17 protein-coding genes are annotated in these 15,736 nt (G+C 50.1%); all 17 read right to left on the bottom strand.

The annotated features are described in order from the left end of the window. Positions 1-13 precede the first annotated feature (13 nt). The 17 genes from mdh to BW952_RS13580 all read right to left on the bottom strand — a co-directional run bounded on the left by mdh (position 14) and on the right by BW952_RS13580 (position 15,519). On the bottom strand, positions 14-949 hold the full coding sequence (gene mdh / locus BW952_RS13660; protein WP_045848996.1) for a malate dehydrogenase: 936 nt from the start codon (positions 947-949) through the stop codon (positions 14-16). 21 nt (positions 950-970) lie between these two features. Beyond that, the gene (locus BW952_RS13655; protein WP_045848995.1) at positions 971-1,330 is read right to left on the bottom strand and encodes a BMC domain-containing protein; all 360 of its coding nucleotides are present in this window, start codon (positions 1,328-1,330) and stop codon (positions 971-973) included. Between the two features lie 5 nt (positions 1,331-1,335). After that, positions 1,336-1,605: a EutN/CcmL family microcompartment protein gene (locus BW952_RS13650; protein ID WP_045848994.1), complete on the bottom strand. Its 270-nt coding sequence runs from the start codon at positions 1,603-1,605 to the stop codon at positions 1,336-1,338. Between the two features lie 19 nt (positions 1,606-1,624). Next, positions 1,625-2,470 (bottom strand): phosphate propanoyltransferase, encoded by an 846-nt coding sequence (gene pduL, locus BW952_RS13645; protein ID WP_045848993.1) that lies wholly within the window; start codon positions 2,468-2,470, stop codon positions 1,625-1,627. A gap of 30 nt (positions 2,471-2,500) precedes the next feature. Beyond that, a complete protein-coding gene (locus BW952_RS13640; protein WP_045848992.1) occupies positions 2,501-2,788 on the bottom strand; it encodes a BMC domain-containing protein in 288 nt (95 codons plus the stop codon). 25 nt (positions 2,789-2,813) lie between these two features. Beyond that, on the bottom strand, positions 2,814-4,316 hold the full coding sequence (locus BW952_RS13635) for an acetaldehyde dehydrogenase (acetylating) (protein WP_045848991.1): 1,503 nt from the start codon (positions 4,314-4,316) through the stop codon (positions 2,814-2,816). A 21-nt stretch (positions 4,317-4,337) separates the two neighbouring features. Further along, complete coding sequence (eutL, locus tag BW952_RS13630; RefSeq protein ID WP_045849055.1) at positions 4,338-4,988, bottom strand: ethanolamine utilization microcompartment protein EutL; 651 nt, start codon at positions 4,986-4,988, stop codon at positions 4,338-4,340. A gap of 5 nt (positions 4,989-4,993) precedes the next feature. Then, positions 4,994-5,941 (bottom strand): ethanolamine ammonia-lyase subunit EutC, encoded by a 948-nt coding sequence (gene eutC, locus BW952_RS13625; RefSeq protein ID WP_045848990.1) that lies wholly within the window; start codon positions 5,939-5,941, stop codon positions 4,994-4,996. Positions 5,942-5,958: 17 nt separating this feature from the next. Continuing rightward, on the bottom strand, positions 5,959-7,329 hold the full coding sequence (locus BW952_RS13620) for an ethanolamine ammonia-lyase subunit EutB (RefSeq protein WP_094031984.1): 1,371 nt from the start codon (positions 7,327-7,329) through the stop codon (positions 5,959-5,961). Positions 7,330-7,336: 7 nt separating this feature from the next. After that, complete coding sequence (locus BW952_RS13615; RefSeq protein ID WP_045849053.1) at positions 7,337-8,785, bottom strand: ethanolamine ammonia-lyase reactivating factor EutA; 1,449 nt, start codon at positions 8,783-8,785, stop codon at positions 7,337-7,339. Between the two features lie 126 nt (positions 8,786-8,911). Then, complete coding sequence (locus BW952_RS13610; protein ID WP_175607588.1) at positions 8,912-9,421, bottom strand: EutP/PduV family microcompartment system protein; 510 nt, start codon at positions 9,419-9,421, stop codon at positions 8,912-8,914. A 15-nt stretch (positions 9,422-9,436) separates the two neighbouring features. Then, entirely contained in the window at positions 9,437-9,778 is a 342-nt protein-coding gene (gene eutS, locus BW952_RS13605; protein ID WP_045848988.1) for an ethanolamine utilization microcompartment protein EutS, read from the bottom strand. A 12-nt stretch (positions 9,779-9,790) separates the two neighbouring features. Continuing rightward, positions 9,791-11,038, bottom strand: coding sequence for an ethanolamine utilization protein EutH (eutH, locus tag BW952_RS13600; RefSeq protein WP_045848987.1), 1,248 nt, complete (start codon positions 11,036-11,038; stop codon positions 9,791-9,793). Positions 11,039-11,186: 148 nt separating this feature from the next. Beyond that, positions 11,187-11,765 (bottom strand): ANTAR domain-containing response regulator, encoded by a 579-nt coding sequence (locus tag BW952_RS13595; protein WP_045848986.1) that lies wholly within the window; start codon positions 11,763-11,765, stop codon positions 11,187-11,189. Then, positions 11,740-13,209 carry a sensor histidine kinase gene (locus BW952_RS13590; protein WP_045848985.1) on the bottom strand — a complete coding sequence of 490 codons (1,470 nt, stop codon included), beginning with the start codon at positions 13,207-13,209 and terminating at the stop codon, positions 11,740-11,742. Before BW952_RS13590 ends, BW952_RS13595 begins: the two co-directional genes overlap by 26 nt. 68 nt (positions 13,210-13,277) lie before the next feature. Next, entirely contained in the window at positions 13,278-14,138 is an 861-nt protein-coding gene (gene eutC, locus BW952_RS13585; RefSeq protein ID WP_045848984.1) for an ethanolamine ammonia-lyase subunit EutC, read from the bottom strand. 19 nt (positions 14,139-14,157) lie between these two features. Further along, the gene (locus BW952_RS13580) at positions 14,158-15,519 is read right to left on the bottom strand and encodes an ethanolamine ammonia-lyase subunit EutB (RefSeq protein WP_082084503.1); all 1,362 of its coding nucleotides are present in this window, start codon (positions 15,517-15,519) and stop codon (positions 14,158-14,160) included. Positions 15,520-15,736 lie beyond the last annotated feature (217 nt).

Here is a 15,736-nt window from a genome sequence, read left to right as displayed (position 1 = left end):
CGTTCTCTCAAAGCTACAATAATTTCATCACTTGCTGGACAGAGTTCACTGACTGATCCAGCGCTTCTTTTTCAGCATCAGTCAGTGGCAGCTCGATCACGCTTTCGATTCCGTCGCCGCCTATAACCGTCGGCACGCCGAGATATAAATCCCGGTAGCCGTATTCTCCTTCTAAATACGCAATGGACGGGAGAATCCGTTTTTTATCCCGAATGATGGCTTCTGCCATTTGTACAAGCGCCGCGGCTGGTGCGTAGTATGCACTGCCGTTTCCAAGCAAGGCGACGATTTCGCCGCCGCCTTTGCGTGTGCGCTCTACGATCGCTTCAAGCCGTTTTTTCGGAATGATTTTTTCAAGCGGAATGCCGCCCGCATACGAGTACCGGACGAGCGGCACCATATCGTCTCCGTGCCCGCCCAAAACAAATCCGGAAATGTCTTCAACAGAAATATTCAGTTCTTCTGCCACAAAGGTATTAAACCTTGCAGTATCGAGAATACCTGACTGGCCGATCACCCGGTTTTTCGGAAATCCCGTCGTCTTGAAGCAGACGTATGTCATCGCATCAACAGGGTTGCTCAGCACGAGAATGTAACTGTCCGGCGCGTATTTTTTTACTTGCTCAGAGACGTGGCGCATGACGCTGGCATTGGTCGCAACAAGATCATCGCGGCTCATGCCCGGCTTGCGTGCAATGCCTGCTGTAATCACCACGAGATCGGCTCCTTGAATGTCCTTGTAATCGGCCGTTCCCGTTATTTTTGCATTAAAACGCTGAATGGGACCCGTTTCCAGCATATCGAGCGCTTTTCCTTTCGTCGGGTTTTCTTGCTCCGGAATATCAAGCAGCACAACGTCTCCGAGTTCTTTCTGAGCGGCCATTAAAGCGACAGTTGCTCCTGTGTAGCCAGCCCCAATTACGGCTATTTTCGTTCGTTTAAACGCCAAAAGAATTCCTCCTTTCCACGATTATTGCTGTTCTTCCTGTTTGGCGCCCGCATTTTGTGCACGCGGCGCTTTTGTTTTCGCCGGCAGTACTTTTTGATCGGCTTCCTTCTTCTTTGGTGCCATCATGTCATGCACCGATTGATCCGGCCGTGGAATAACATGTGCTCCAACAAGCTGGCCAACCCGCTCTGCTGCTGCTTTTCCGGCATCTACTGCCGCCTGTACAGCGCCAACATCACCTTCCACCACGACTGTCACAAGCCCGCCGTCGACGTTCTCCTGGCTGACAATCCGGACATTCGCCGCCTTCACCATGGCATCGGCTGCTTCAATCGAGCCGATCAGTCCCATCGTTTCCACCATTCCAACTGCCTGACTCATGTCATTCACCTCTCTGTTTCCATAGAATCAATAATGCCGATGATGACTGCGTCAATCGGAATGGGGTTTTCCCGCATAATAAAGCGGGAAGACCCGCCGCTTGTGACGAGCACTTGATCACCGATGCCTGCGCCAATCCGGTCTGCTGCTACAAAGGGATGCGTTACCGGCTCGCCGTTCGGCTGAATCGGCTGGACAATAAGCAGCTTTAACCCTTGCAGACCTTCTTCTTTCCGCGTTGCCCACACATTTCCGATTACATTTCCTATCCGCATAAGCTCATCACCTGTTCTATTATTTAATGAACGTAATTTCTTTTCCCAGCTCTCTTGCTGTATCTTTTGCAAGAGGCGTCACAATCGTTCCTTTTCGAACGACAATTTCGGTTTCATCAATCGCCTGAATATGCTCGCGCGCTAAAAGCTTTTGCTTGAATTCGTACGGCAGCACCGTTTGCTGAACAACCGGCGCCGCCGATGGAACAGCTGTGTGGTCACTGAGGATCAGCCCGCGGGCTCCTGACCGGATGAATCCGGCATTCGCTTCGTCCGTATCAATGTGCATTTCAAGACGATACCGCTCTGACACACGAATTCGTACATGATCAATCGAAAGCGGCCGTTCACTGCTGATTTTCACCGATACACGCTCACCATCTTTCACGCCGAATTGCCGGGCATCGTGCGGAGCCATATGAATATGTGCCTGCGCGATGATCAACCCTTCCGGCAGCGATACGCTTCCCGACGGGCCAATCATCGTGACCGGCGCTGAATCCTTTACATTTCCGGATTCACGCAGCGGCGGGCGGACACCGATTTTCATCGCATCGGTCCAGCTGATCTCCGCCTGTGTCAGCTGACGGACAGGGCCCAGCACGCGAACCCGTTCCAGGCTGCCTTTTGGTCCGGCAATGACGACCATTTCGTTTGAAGCAAACTGGCCGGGCTGGGATAATTCGCTTCGCTTCGTCAGCTCGTATCCTTTGCCAAACAGCGCTTCAACATGCTCCGGTGACAGATGAACGTGACGGGCGGAAACAGCCACCGGAATTGTGCCGTCCGCAGGCGCAGGAACAGAACCCTGTCCAAGCTGTGCCATCACGTCGGCCACAATGCGTTCAATCGCTTGCCTGTCCATTTCGTTCACGCCTTTCTAGTTAAAAGCTGATTAGTTTTGTTCCTTAGGCAAAATCATTTCCAGCTCATTATGCGGTCTTGGAATTACATGAACAGACAGCAATTCTCCTACGCGCTGGGCCGCTGCTGCGCCTGCGTCTGTCGCGGCTTTTACCGCACCCACATCACCGCGGACAAGAACCGTCACAATCCCGCCTCCAACATGCACTTTGCCAACCAGGTTTACACTTGCGGCTTTCACCATGGCATCTGCTGCTTCAATTGAACCGATTAGCCCTTTTGTTTCGACCATTCCTAAAGCTGTTCCTTCTCTATTCATCGTTGTTTCCTCCTAGTAATTGTTTTTATTTTTGAAGCTGACTCACGATTTGAGTGACAAGCTCGCTGACCATCTTCGGATCGATATTCGCTTTTCCATTCACCGATTTTAATACTTCTTTAACAATTTCATCTGTTTCATCTGCGGGCTTGGACGCGTCAGCGGCCTGCTTCGGCAGATGAACCTCTTTGATGCCGTATGCCATTCGTTTAATGTTCAGCAAATGCTTCGCGGACACGTTGTCCGATGTAATGTTGCCGCCAAACGTTCCGCAGCCGAGTGTCATCGACGGAAGCAAGCCTGTGGTCCCGCCAACCGCTCCAACAGAAGACATCGTGTTCACCAATATACGCGACACCGGCATTTCAATGGCGAATTCCCGCGCCACGTCATCATTTTTCGTGTGAAGCGACAAGCTGTGCCCGCGGCCGCCCAGGTACAGAAGTGACAAGCAAAGCTCCTTGGCATGATTGCTGTCACGGGCTGTATACATCGCAAACACAGGTGACAGCTTTTCCAGAGAAAACGGAATATCCTTGCCGACTTCCGTTTCTTCTCCGATTAAAACACGCGTCCCTTCAGGGATGGAAATGCCGGCAAGTCTGGCGATGGTTTGCGGGCTTTTTCCGACGATTTTCGGATTCACCTTGCCCGGAACAGGGGAAATGGCTTTTTCCATCTTGGCTTTTTCTTCTGCGTTTAAAACGTACGCTCCATGTTTCTTCAACTCCCGCATGACCCGCTCTTTCACATTATGATCGACCACAATCGCCTGCTCTGTCGCACAGATCGTTCCGTAATCGAACGACTTGCTGTTGACAATATTTTCGGCGGCTTTTTCGATCTTCGCTGTACGCTCAATGTAAACGGGCACGTTCCCCGGCCCGACTCCATACGCCGGCTTGCCTGAACTGTATGCTGCACGGACGAGTGCACTGCCGCCTGTTGCTAAAATGACGTTTACATCCGGATGCTTCATCAGCTGCTGGGTGGCGTCCATCGAAGCCATTGTCAGGCATTGCACGAGTCCCGGCGGCGCTCCTGCTTCCACAGCTGCTTCCTCACAAATCTGCAGCGCGGCTTCTGTGCACTTCACCGCGTACGGATGCGGGCTGACGACAATCGCATTTCTCGTTTTCAACGAAATCAGTGTTTTAAAAAAAGCAGTCGATGTCGGGTTGGTTGTCGGGATGACCGCCGCGACCACACCGAATGGCGCCGCGATCTCCACTACTTTGTTTACTTTGTCTTCCCCGACGATGCCGACGGTTTTCAAGTCCTTTATGCTTTCATAGACGGCTTTTGAGCCCACTTCATTTTTAATTTTTTTGTGTTCGGCTACACCCATTCCGGTTTCATCTGCGGCCATCTGTCCAAGTTCAGCTGACCTGGCATACGCAGCGTCTGCGACCGCTTTCACCACCCGGTCCACTTGCTCTTGTGAAAAGGACATATATTTCTGCTGCGCGCTTTTCGCTGTTTTCACAGCGGTCCGCATTTCCTGTATAGCCAGTAAATCCTTGTCCATCGTGGTGTTCACTCCTTCCCGTTAATAGCTTTTCGGCGCCGCCGCCATATTCAGAACAGCCTGGCGGAATGCATCGGCGGCTGCCTGGCAGGCCGACTGGCTGCCTGTCAGCAGCCCGCCGCTGAAGTTTGTTTCAGAAGGCGGTGCGAACCATTCACACAGTTCGACATCAGCTGCTTTTAAAGCGGCATCAAGGCCCATCGTGGCTTCAACCGGCGGTGCGATTAAATAAGCAAGCGCATCGCCTTCTCCGACACCGGCAAGCTTTGATAAAAACGTGCCGCTTCTTGAAATAACATGTGCGTAAAAAGCGTGGCTTTCATCTCCATTGACCGTTTCAAAATACGCATCACTTTCGACTTTTATTTGCACAGCGTCCAAGGCGCTTTTCACTTCCTCGGGTGATGGACCGGCTAAAATAGCCATAAACTCACCGGAAAGCGGACCGGATGCATGAGCAGCTCCGGCATAAAAGCTTTTGGCATACACGACGTCAACCGCTGCCTTTTTCGTTGCTTCGTCTGCAGCTGTGTAGCCAATGTCGTCAATGGTGGACGTAAACAGGGCAATGCTTCGCTGGTGCGGCTTCAGCCCGATTTTTGCCGCAAGAGCGGTATCGACATTCGGGATCACTTGAATAGCCGGCAGTGTCGCATATAATCTTTGTGTCATCACAATCAGCCCTCTCTTTTCACAAGCGAAACGCCACTCGCTTCGTATTTGAGGATTTTTTGGATCAGGGTGCCTAAATAAGCGCCCGCTTCAACTGGCGGAATGCCGCCTTTATGAATATTGGATACAACCATCCGGTCTGCTTCAATCGTCCCGATCCGTGGTTTGTAGCAAAGATACGCGCTCAGGGATTCGGCTGACACCAGTCCCGGGCGCTCGCCAATTAGTAAAATCACCACGTCCGGCTGCAAAATCTCGCCAATCTCATCCATCAGCGCAACGCGGCCTTTGTCAACGTAAAACGAAGTGCCGGTTTCAACCTTTCCGTTGTTAAGCGACTGAACAAGAGACAGGTACACATCTTCTGCGTTTTCCTCGATCGCTTTGGCACTCAGCCCGTTGGAGACGACAATTTGAACGGCCGGTGAAGATTGGCACCTTTTCTTAATCAGCTCTTTGCCTTCATCAGACAGCTTGCGGCCAAGGTCCGGACGGCGAATATACTCTTCTTTGTCTTTCACGCGCGTGCTCACTTGAAAAAGATCCAGCTTGTTCATTAGTTCATCCGGCACTTCGCCGTAAACGGCATCCACAGCCGCTGCATGGTCCAGCCTGAACTGAAGCCATGTATTCGTTTTCGGCCTCGAACCCGCGCGGCCGACTGCGATGCGTGCCGGTGTTTTTGCCTGCAAGTCCGTCACGAGCTCTTCTTCCTGTGTGCGCTCAGGCGACGGTTCAAGCCGCTGCCGCTTTTTTCCGGGCGGCTTTTGGTCAGCTGTTTGATGAAAGGTTACTTCGCCGGCCGCTTTGTGTTCCTCGCTCGTTTCTGTCAGGACTCCTTTTGCTTCACGGCTGTACAGCGTGACCGGAACCTCTTGTTTTGTTTCGTTTTCGCTCGTCTGCAGCTTTTCCACTACAAGCTTTGTGATTGTTTGGATCAGCTGTTCATCCATTCGCGTTCACCTCTTTTTTAAGAAAATAATGAAATGCGGCCGGCATTCGGTCCAAGATGTCCATTTTCATAAACACCCATTTTCTCCAGCCATTTCAGGAAATCAGGTGCCGGTGTTTTTCCAAGTGTTTGATTAAGCGTAGCGACGTCATGATAGCTCATGGACTGGTAATTCAGCATGCAGTCATCCCCCATCGGCGTGGCGATGATGAAATTTACGCCTGCTGCCGTCAGCAGAACACCGAGATCTTCAATATCGTTTTGGTCCGCTTTAATATGGTTCGTGTAGCAAATGTCGACGCCCATCGGAATGCCGTGCATTTTGCCCATAAAGTGGTCTTCAAGACCGGCCCTGATGACTTGCTTGCTGTTGTACAAATATTCAGGCCCGATAAACCCGACAACGGTATTGACGATATATGGATCATAATGCCGGGCAAAGCCGTAGTTGCGCGATTCAAGCGTCAGCTGATCGATGCCGAAATGGGCTTCAGCGGAAAGCTCCGATCCTTGTCCGGTTTCAAAGTACATGCGCTGTGGACCAGTTCCCGTTCCGTGCCGCTTCGCCAGGTCATTGGCTTCTGCGATCAATTCAGCGGAAATGCCGAATGAGCGGTTGGCGGCTTCGGTGCCGGCAATGCTTTGAAAAATCATATCTGCAGGGGCTCCCTGTTGAATCGCTTTCATTTGAGTGGTGACATGAGCCAGCACGCAGTTTTGCGTCGGGATTTGCCAATCGTCAATGAAATCATGCGTTGCGTGAAGCAGCCTTTTCACACTTTCAACCGAATCGTCCACCGGATTGATGCCAATTAACGCATCACCGATTCCGTAGGACAAGCCGTCTTTCAGTGAAGCAATCATGCCGTCTACGTTGTCGGTTGGATGGTTCGGCTGAAGCCGCGAGGACAGTGTGCCTTTGTGGCCAATTGTAATATTGCATGTCGTAAGAATTTCAACTTTGTTTGCTGCATGGACAAGATCCAGGTTGGACATAAGCTTTGTGACTGCTGCGATCATCTCGCTGTTTAAGCCTTTGCTGATTCGCTTCAGTTCTCGATCGCCTGTTTCATTGCTTAAAATGTATTCACGCAGTTCAGCGACACTCCAGTTTTTCATGCTGCTGTAAATCGGCTCGTTAATATCGCCCTCGATAATAGCCGATACTTCATCTTCATCCGCCGGCAGAAACGGATGGCTGCGGATCTCGCCAAGCGTGATGTCGCTCAAAACGGTTTTGGCCGCGATGCGCTCCTGCACGGTTTCCGCTGCCAGCCCTGCCAGCCGGTCTCCGGATTTTTCTTCGTTTGCTTTCGCAAATACTTCTTTTAGGTTATTGAAGTGGTAAACTTCGCCGCCAAGTGTTGTTTTTAAGTTCAAGCCCTCCATGCCTCCTTTAAGACGAATGGAATGTTAATGTTTTTACGACAACCGGAACAACCTCTGATTGAAGCGCGCGTCCGATGTCCATATAGTCGCCGTGGTCGACGTTAATTTGATCGATGCAAATAATGCTTTGCCGGGCAGCCATGGCGTGCAAGGTCTGGCCGAGCACCTTTGCGTGATCGGTTTGCACGACGAGAATCATCGGCTGATCCGGGTCATGGCGAAGTTCCATGACGCTGGTAATTTCCTGCGCCAGCCTTTGAATATCCTTAAAGCCCATATACGGCAAATCCGCTACGTACAGGACAAAATTCTGCCCCTCTTGAAACGAATCGTAGATGTCGATGGCTTCTTTCACGGACTGTTCAAATCGGGAATACCCTTCTTCAAGCCCCTCCTTGAATGAAAATTTGTACACAGGCACATTTTTCACAGGCAGTTCACCCGATGCCACTTGAATCGTCGCACCGCTAATTTCAGTTGTTTGGGTGCCGGCTCCAAGAACCGTCGCACGGACGGTTTCATCCGGCTCAATCCAGGCCCAATCCGTAAGCGCTTTATTTTCTTGCAGTGCATCTGCCAGCTTGATGCCGATGTCACTGTATGAAATATCGGTGACTGCCGGTGCTTCTTGCGCATACATGCATTCGGAAATCCCCCCGGAAAACATAATGACTTCAACCACTCCGTCCCAATTCGGCTCATGGCCGAGCAAAAGCGGGGCATCAGCTGGTGATGCTTTCTTTGCTAAAATCCGGGCAAGCGACTCTGCCATAAACGATGTGACGTTTTCGATGTCCGGATGAGCAGCTGCATCTCCTGTTTTTAATGTCCAGCCCTGCTGATGGAGAAGGGCTCGGACCGGCGCTGAGATCGATTGAACAGCTCCTTCGCTGAATTCAATCAGCCGGCCGCCAATATGCATCGTACACGTGCCGAGCAGCTTTTCCCGCTTGAAAACAGCGATATTGGCTGTTCCGCCGCCAATATCGATGTTCGCCGTCACCTTTCCTGTTTGAACGGAATACGCGTATGCACCAGACCCTTTAGCCGCAATAATACCCTCTAAATCTGGCCCTGCTGTCGCCACAAGAAAGTCGCCTGCTTCTCCTGACAAATGATGAACCATTTCCCGGGCATTTTGCTTCGTCGCCGTTTCACCGGTAATAATGACGGCCCCTGTTTCAATGTCAGCAGATTGAACGCCTGCCGCCTCGTATTCGGAGCGAATAATGGCTTCCACACCGGCTGTATCAATGGTCAAGGTGTCTTTTAGCGGTGTCCGGAAAATCGGGCTTCGGTATAAAATGTCTTTGTCGACGATTTCAATTCTCGGTACGTGCGTGCTTCCTGCTGTATTCATTAACGAAAAACGGCTGATGATGATTTTCGTGGTGCTCGTACCGATGTCAATACCGGCACTGATGATTGTTTCCTGCTTTGATTGAAAACCGGCCATTGGCACACCTCTTTTCTCAAACAAAAAAAACGCCTTTACGGGCACGACGAATGAATCGTCGAGCTGTAAAGGCGTCTTTGCCGGAATCATTTACTTTTTAATAGTGTAAATATAGCAGACCTTTTCTTAAATGTAAAGGCTATCATGAAAGACGATAAACCCGTCCTCCTGCGACAATGCGTACGCTTTCATTTCCGCCATCGTATTCATGCCCGCCAGCGCTTGAATATGACCAATGCCTGTTCTTTTCACAGCAGAGCTGATCACAATCGGCCCTTCTGTCATCGCCTGCTTTAATTTCTCCAGCCCTTCCGCTACTTTGGCGTCGGGGTGATCCGATTTGGTGACAACGCCAATCGGAAGCTTCGGGATGCCTGAACTGAATTGAGGCGGAAAAATCATCTTGTCTCCTGTTGCATCCTGCAGGTACAGCACGTGCGTCACTTCAAGTGATGTGGCCATAATGTTTTTATAAAACATGGGATTTTCCGTATACTCGCCCGGCGTATCCACAATCCAGTCATCATAGCTGAGAGACTGTGTTTTAAAAGCAGGCGTTTCTTTTCCGAGCAGTGCATTCGTTAAGGTCGACTTTCCTGCTCCGACCGATCCGACTAACATGACTCTGTTTTTCATCATGCTTGTCCCCCTTTACGACTTTGTGATTGGGGCGGGTGTGTAGCCAAGCTGCTCCGACAAAAACCGGTTGATGGCTTCCATCGCCATCTCCACTTCCGATACACTGCCGACAATCACGAGGCTGCCAGTAAACCGGTCTAAAAACCCGATCGTTACATTGGCGGCTTTCGTTGCTAAATCACCCGCAATAATCACGGTTTCACTCGGTGTCAGCGTCAGGATACCGAGCGCACCTGCTTGCTGAATACCCAGCTTTTGAAACATATCCGGATCCGGATTTGCGATCAGGTGGCTAAGTGTCAGCTGTTTTCCTGGCACAAATTCTTGTATAAACCGCTTTTTTTCTTCTGACATGTTTTCACTCCTTTATCCCTTTTGTTCCTCTTCCATGTACTCACCCGGCTTGATGACACCGCTGGCCCGGTCCTGCTCTTCAAGCTTCAAGGCAGTCGGTACGGACAGCCAGTAAGCAAAGGCGATCGCACAAACACCCGCTAAAAATTTACCGGCAATAACCGGCAGGATCAAATTCGGCTGAAAGTTAGCTGTAAAGGACAGATGATCCCCCAGCAAAAAGGCGGCACATACAGCAAAGGAAATATTGATGACTTTATCCTTCGGCGGCATATAACGAACCAGCTGGAACATCGCTAAAATGTTGGCAATCGTCGCCAATAGTCCTGCACTTCCCGTAGATGAAAGACCGAGCTTACGTCCCCCTGCTTCAAGCGGTCTGGCTGCATATTTGCGCAGCAAGTATACCATTGGAAACGCCCCGGCAAGCATAATGCCGATGTACCCGGCTGTTTCAAGCGCACGGAATTGATCTTCTTCATCCGCCATAATCGGATCGAAGCCCCACGCTCCGAAAATGGTGGAAAAAAGGCCGGTGAAAATTTCAATAATCGAAAAAACAAGAACGAGCTTAATAAAGGCATCCATCACCCGCCCAAAAATCATAAAGCCGGTAATCATCACTTTAGGGAAAAACTTCAGTCCGGCTGCAATCGCTACCACAAAAATGATCAGCGGCAGCAGGTTAATAAAAATCTGTCCATACGCCAGCGCAAACTCATGCGTAGAGTCAGCAGTTGTACTGATTTCTTCACGGATTTTCGTGCTGAACAGCACCGTCAGCACACTGGAAATAAACGCGCCAATCGGAATGGTCAGCACCCCGGACATGATACCGAGCGCCATGTACTTATGATCACGCTTATCCAGCATCGCCAGGCCCATTGGAATGGAGAAGACGATTGTCGCTCCTGCCATATACCCGACGATTAAAGCCATCACCCATCCTTCATACGACAGTTTCAGCGCATTCGCCAGCTGATAGCCGCCCATGTCAGATGCCAGAATTGCTGTTGCCGCAATGGCCGGGTCTGCTCCCAGCTTATCAAATACCGGCCCGACCAGCTTGTTAATAATGATCGTTAAATACGGAATCGATGCCATAATGCCGGCTGCCGGTACGAAAATATGGCCAACTGTATGAATCCCGTCCATAAATTGCCGGCCGAGCCCCTCATCCGGATTTCGAATCGCGGCGATCGCGCCGGCAAGCGCACACGCCATGATAATATAAACAACAATCGTTCCCACTATCGCCATGTTAATCCCCCCTGTTTACGTTTAAGTGACCGTGCTTCCTCCCCTTCAGCTGCTGCACCTTCGCGGCAGACCACCCCCTTAAAAAAACAAAAAGACACTTAAAGAACATTCTCTTTAAGCGTCTTTGCTTATGGCTTCTATCCACTTGTCATGTTGCTGTCGAATGCTTTGAAATGATTTCCTGCGCGACTGACTCCATTGTCAGCTGGCGGGACATGCTTTCACTTCGCAGCAGAGAATAGGCATCCTGTTCATTCAGCTGATTGCTTTCCATCAGCAAGCCCTTCGCCCGCTCAATGAGCTTGCGTTTTTGAACCTGGTCTTGCGCAGAACGAACAGACTGCTTGATCGCTTTCACTTTTTCCGCCTGATGAAGCGCAACAGTTACAGCCGGAATTAAGCTGGATTCCGAAATCGGCTTGACGAGATAGCCGACAATGTTATCCTGTTTTGATTTTTCGATAAATTCTTTTTGGCTGTAGGCCGTAATGAGCAGCACCGGCAGATCCAGCTGACGGCCAATAATGGTGCTCGCCTGCAAGCCATTTATTTTCGGCATTTTAATATCCATTAACACAAGATCCGGCTTTAGCTCAAATGCGAGTTCAATCGCCCGATCTCCATCTCCGGCTTCACCAACAACGTCATAACCATGATCCTGCAGCATCATTTTCAAATCCATGCGGATAATCGATTCGTCTTCAGCGATCAGAATCCGTTTTCTCATAATGAATCACAACCTCCGGGCTCAGTGGGAATGTAATCGCAGCATGTGTACCGCTTTCAACATTCTTGTAGCTGAATTCACCTGCCAGATCATTCACAACGAGATTATGCACAATTTCAAGTCCAAGTGAAAAAGCTGCTCCCGCCATTCCGACGCCGTTGTCGCGAATATGCAGTTCGGCAAACTTTTTGTGCGAAAAAAAGTCGACTTGAATCGTCCCTGACAGCTCACCTGGAAACGCGTGCTTGAGCGAATTTTGAATGAGCTCGTTCACAATGAGCGCAATTGAAACCGCTTTTCTGGAGGATGTTAATATTTTATTGCCATTTGACTCAATAATCAAGTCCACTTTTTGGTTCAGATCGTTCAACACCATTGTGGATCCGATTTTTCTCGTTAATTCAATTAAGTCCACGTCATCCTCATCCGCGTGTTCATTCGCCAAAATCATTTCATACACAGACGAAATGCTGAAGATCCGGTTTAAGGTATCTTCAAAGTGGCTTCTGCTTTCAGCGGGGAAGCCTTTGCGCATTTGAAGGCGCAGCAGACTGGCGACCGTCTGCAAATTGTTTTTTACGCGGTGATGAATTTCTTTAATGACCACCGACTTCATCAAAAGCTCTTTTTCCTTGGTCCGGAGCTCCGTCAGATCTTGAATGATAAACAAAATCCCCTTGAGCTCGTTTGTTTTGCTGTGCATTTTCACTTTTTTCACTTCAAGCGTTTTGGATGCAACCGATACTTCTGAGATAAACACTTCCTCCTGATGCTCCAAAAGCTCGGTTAAAAAAGGCAGCAGTGTTAAAATCGGCTTGTTTTGAATGTCTTCTGCTTCGTTCATTTCATGGATAAAGCGGACACCGGCCGGGTTGGCATACACAAGACGCTGATCGGCATCGGTGACAAGAAAAATCTCCATGAGCAAATCAGTGACAATCGGATAGTCGTCCACTGTATCCGCCAGCAAATGACCAAGCGCTTCGGAACCGAACGAAATATTCGGCCGCTCGGCTGCTTTAGCAAAGGAACCGGCAGCCCCGGCAATTTCTGCTTCGGTAATGAGCGTGCCGATGACTTCATGCTGATCGTTTCGGATCGGCACGACGCTTTGCTCGACCATTTTCCCTTCCTGTGTAATCGCACGGTGGCGGATCGATTTTTTGCCGGTGCGGTGGCTGTAGTGCACCCCCGGCTCGAATGTTTCAAACACAATCTTTCCGACAACGGATTCTTTATACGCCGCTTCCGGTGTTCTTGGGAGCGCTTCGGCCACAACCACTGCCTGGCCGCTGGATTTCATCATGCAGTCGATAAACATATAATGACCGGAAAGCTCCGCATACAGCGGCAGTGTTTTGGCCGTTTCTTTTAAAACCTGTATATCTGAATCGGTTAAATCTGTGTAAAGTCGGCAAAGCTGTTCGAGTGCTGTTTCATTCATGTAAGAACACCCTATCGTTAAATTTTCAGCCTGAGCAGCCTGAATACTTCTATCATGACGAGAGTTCTTTACGATTTCAAGCTGTTTTTACGGGCAAAGGAAACGCCTGTACATCCTGCTACAAGCATTTGTCCGATCAGCTCGGATAAGTGGGCGCCTGCTTCCACCGGAGCCAGCCCGCCTTGATGAATGTTCGAAATAACTGTTCGGTCGGCTTCCACCGTTTTAGCCGTCGGCCGGTAAATCATGTAGGCACTCAAGCTCTCATCTGTGTTTAAGCCCGGGCGTTCGCCGATGAGCGAAATTACCAGGTCGCAGTCCACAAGCGCTGCGACTTCATCCTGCACCCATACACGGGACCGCTTAATAAAAAAGGGCTTGGCGACGCTAATGTTTTTCAGCTGCAGCCCCTGCATCAGGGCGGGCAGCAGATCCTTCACATTCGCTTCCACGGCAGAGGAGCTCAACCCATCGCAGATAATGATCTGTACGTCCATTCCCATATCGCCGTTTTCCTGCAGCCACTTCACTGAATCCTCGGACAGCTGGCGGCCGGCATCCAAATCCATCAAATACGTCTTCATGTCCTGCGCTTTTGTTTCAAGCTTGTGCAGCTGCATGTCGTGAAGAAACGAATCGCTCACGTCCTTAAGCACAGCATCCTGTGCGGCCGCGTGATCAATGCGGAACTGCAAATAACTTGCCGTGCGCATTCGGGTCCCGGCCCGGCCAATCCCAATTCGGGCTGGTGTTATGCTCTGGGCTCTTTCAATGGCTGAAGCGTTATGCGGCTCTTTAACTCCTTTTTCCCGCTCTTCGGAAAAAGGAACAATATCTGTTTCACTTTCCTGCTTTTTTGGCGAATGATCCGGCTTTGGCTTCTTCTCCAGTTCTTCGACAACCTTGCGGACAATTTCCTCTATATTCATGACGCCATCCCTCCTTTCTTTAATCAAAAATAGATAAGTCACCGGCTCGGCTGGTCAGTTTCCCATTTTCCATTAAGCCCATTTTCTCCATCCATTTTTCGAACTCACGCAGCGGACGCAGCCCGAGAATTTCCCGCAGGCTGGCGTCGTCATGATAGCTCGTATCCTGGTAGTTCAGCATGACATCATCGCCGCCCGGCACCCCCATGTAGAAGTTCGCTCCAGCCAGTGCCGTCAGCATACCGCCGATTTCCTGGTCGTTTTGATCGGCGTCCATATGATTCGTGTACGTTGGCGCAATGCCCATCGGCAAGCCATGCAGTTTCCCCATAAACAAATCCTCTAAATCAGCACGGATCAGCTGGCGCCCGTCATACAAGGTCTCGGGTCCGATAAAGCCGGATACGTTGTTGACCATAAACGGCTTCCAGTGGCGGGCAAAGCCGTAGCTTCTCGCTTCAAGCGTCTGCATATCCACCCCGTGATCAGCGTTCAATGATACCTCTGACCCCTGTCCGGTTTCAAAATACATAAAATTCGGCCCCGCTGACGTGCCGTAACGGGCCATTATATCGTACCCTTCATTCAATAGTTCCCGGGAAATACCGAATGCCTCGTTGCCTTTTTGTGTGCCGGCCAAGCTTTGAAACATGAGCGCAACAGGCGCTCCCTGTCTCAGTGCATCCATTTGTGTTGTGATGTGGGCAAGCACACAATTCTGGGTCGGGATTTCCCACTTTTCCATAAATTCGTGCGACATCGTCAGCAGCCTTTTCACTGATTCAACTGTATCCACATTCGGGTTAATGCCGATCACTGCGTCGCCTGATCCATAGGAAAGTCCTTCCTTCAGCGAATACAAAATTCCTTCCGGTACATCATTTGGGTGATTCGGCTGACATCTGAACGCCAGCCGGCCTTCTTCTCCGATGGTCGTATTGCAGTGGGCTTCATACTTCATTTTTTGTGACGCCAGGACCAAATCGATGCTCGACATCAGCTTGGCAACCGCCGCAATCATCTCGCTTGTCAGTCCCCTCGATAGCCGGGCTAATTGGTCAAAGCCGGTTTCATAAGACAAAATGTAATTGCGCAGCTCGCCAACTGTCCAGCTTTGAATCGTTTTATAAATCGTTTCACTGAGATCATCGTAAATCAGACGGGTCACTTCGTCCGTTTCATATGGGATGACCGGGTGTTCATAAATGTCTTTCAGCTGCATTTCACTGAGAACGACTTTGGCCGCCATCCGCTCAAGCGATGATCCCGCCGCCACACGAGACATGACGTCTCCGGACTTTGCCTCGCTCGCCTTGGCCAAAACGTCTTTCACTGATGAGAACGAATACATCGTTCCTTTAATTACGCACGACAACCTCACCATTTCAGCACCCCTTTTTGTTAACGCTTTCAAATAAACGGAAAAAGGCACCCTTCACATTGTCTGACGGTTTGATAGCCAGAATGCGAAAGGCGCCTTTGCCTTTAGTTATGATTTTGTGAGTCTATCTTACAACAGGAAAAGTCCACTTGTAAAGAGCGCTTTCATTCTAAAACTCCTTCCGCCTCTTCAAAAAAATCAGAAAAAACGGTTTATT

Source organism: Domibacillus enclensis, assembly GCF_900156125.1.
Taxonomy (GTDB): Bacteria; Bacillota; Bacilli; order Bacillales; family Domibacillaceae; genus Domibacillus; species Domibacillus enclensis.
Note: the sequence above shows the minus strand (reverse complement) of the source record. Positions and strands in the feature narration are given on the sequence as shown.

Coding starts and splice junctions, on each gene's coding strand:
- eutH (WP_045848987.1), bottom strand. CDS start 11,038: ATGGCGATAGTGGGAACGATTGTTGTTTATATTATCATGGCGTGTGCG.
- eutC (WP_045848990.1), bottom strand. CDS start 5,941: ATGGATGAACAGCTGATCCAAACAATCACAAAGCTTGTAGTGGAAAAG.
- BW952_RS13650 (WP_045848994.1), bottom strand. CDS start 1,605: ATGCGGATAGGAAATGTAATCGGAAATGTGTGGGCAACGCGGAAAGAA.
- BW952_RS13620 (WP_094031984.1), bottom strand. CDS start 7,329: ATGGAGGGCTTGAACTTAAAAACAACACTTGGCGGCGAAGTTTACCAC.
- BW952_RS13635 (WP_045848991.1), bottom strand. CDS start 4,316: ATGGACAAGGATTTACTGGCTATACAGGAAATGCGGACCGCTGTGAAA.
- BW952_RS13615 (WP_045849053.1), bottom strand. CDS start 8,785: ATGGCCGGTTTTCAATCAAAGCAGGAAACAATCATCAGTGCCGGTATT.
- BW952_RS13595 (WP_045848986.1), bottom strand. CDS start 11,765: ATGAGAAAACGGATTCTGATCGCTGAAGACGAATCGATTATCCGCATG.
- eutC (WP_045848984.1), bottom strand. CDS start 14,138: ATGAATATAGAGGAAATTGTCCGCAAGGTTGTCGAAGAACTGGAGAAG.
- BW952_RS13655 (WP_045848995.1), bottom strand. CDS start 1,330: ATGAGTCAGGCAGTTGGAATGGTGGAAACGATGGGACTGATCGGCTCG.
- BW952_RS13640 (WP_045848992.1), bottom strand. CDS start 2,788: ATGAATAGAGAAGGAACAGCTTTAGGAATGGTCGAAACAAAAGGGCTA.
- pduL (WP_045848993.1), bottom strand. CDS start 2,470: ATGGACAGGCAAGCGATTGAACGCATTGTGGCCGACGTGATGGCACAG.
- BW952_RS13610 (WP_175607588.1), bottom strand. CDS start 9,421: ATGAAAAACAGAGTCATGTTAGTCGGATCGGTCGGAGCAGGAAAGTCG.
- eutL (WP_045849055.1), bottom strand. CDS start 4,988: ATGACACAAAGATTATATGCGACACTGCCGGCTATTCAAGTGATCCCG.
- BW952_RS13590 (WP_045848985.1), bottom strand. CDS start 13,209: ATGAATGAAACAGCACTCGAACAGCTTTGCCGACTTTACACAGATTTA.
- eutS (WP_045848988.1), bottom strand. CDS start 9,778: ATGTCAGAAGAAAAAAAGCGGTTTATACAAGAATTTGTGCCAGGAAAA.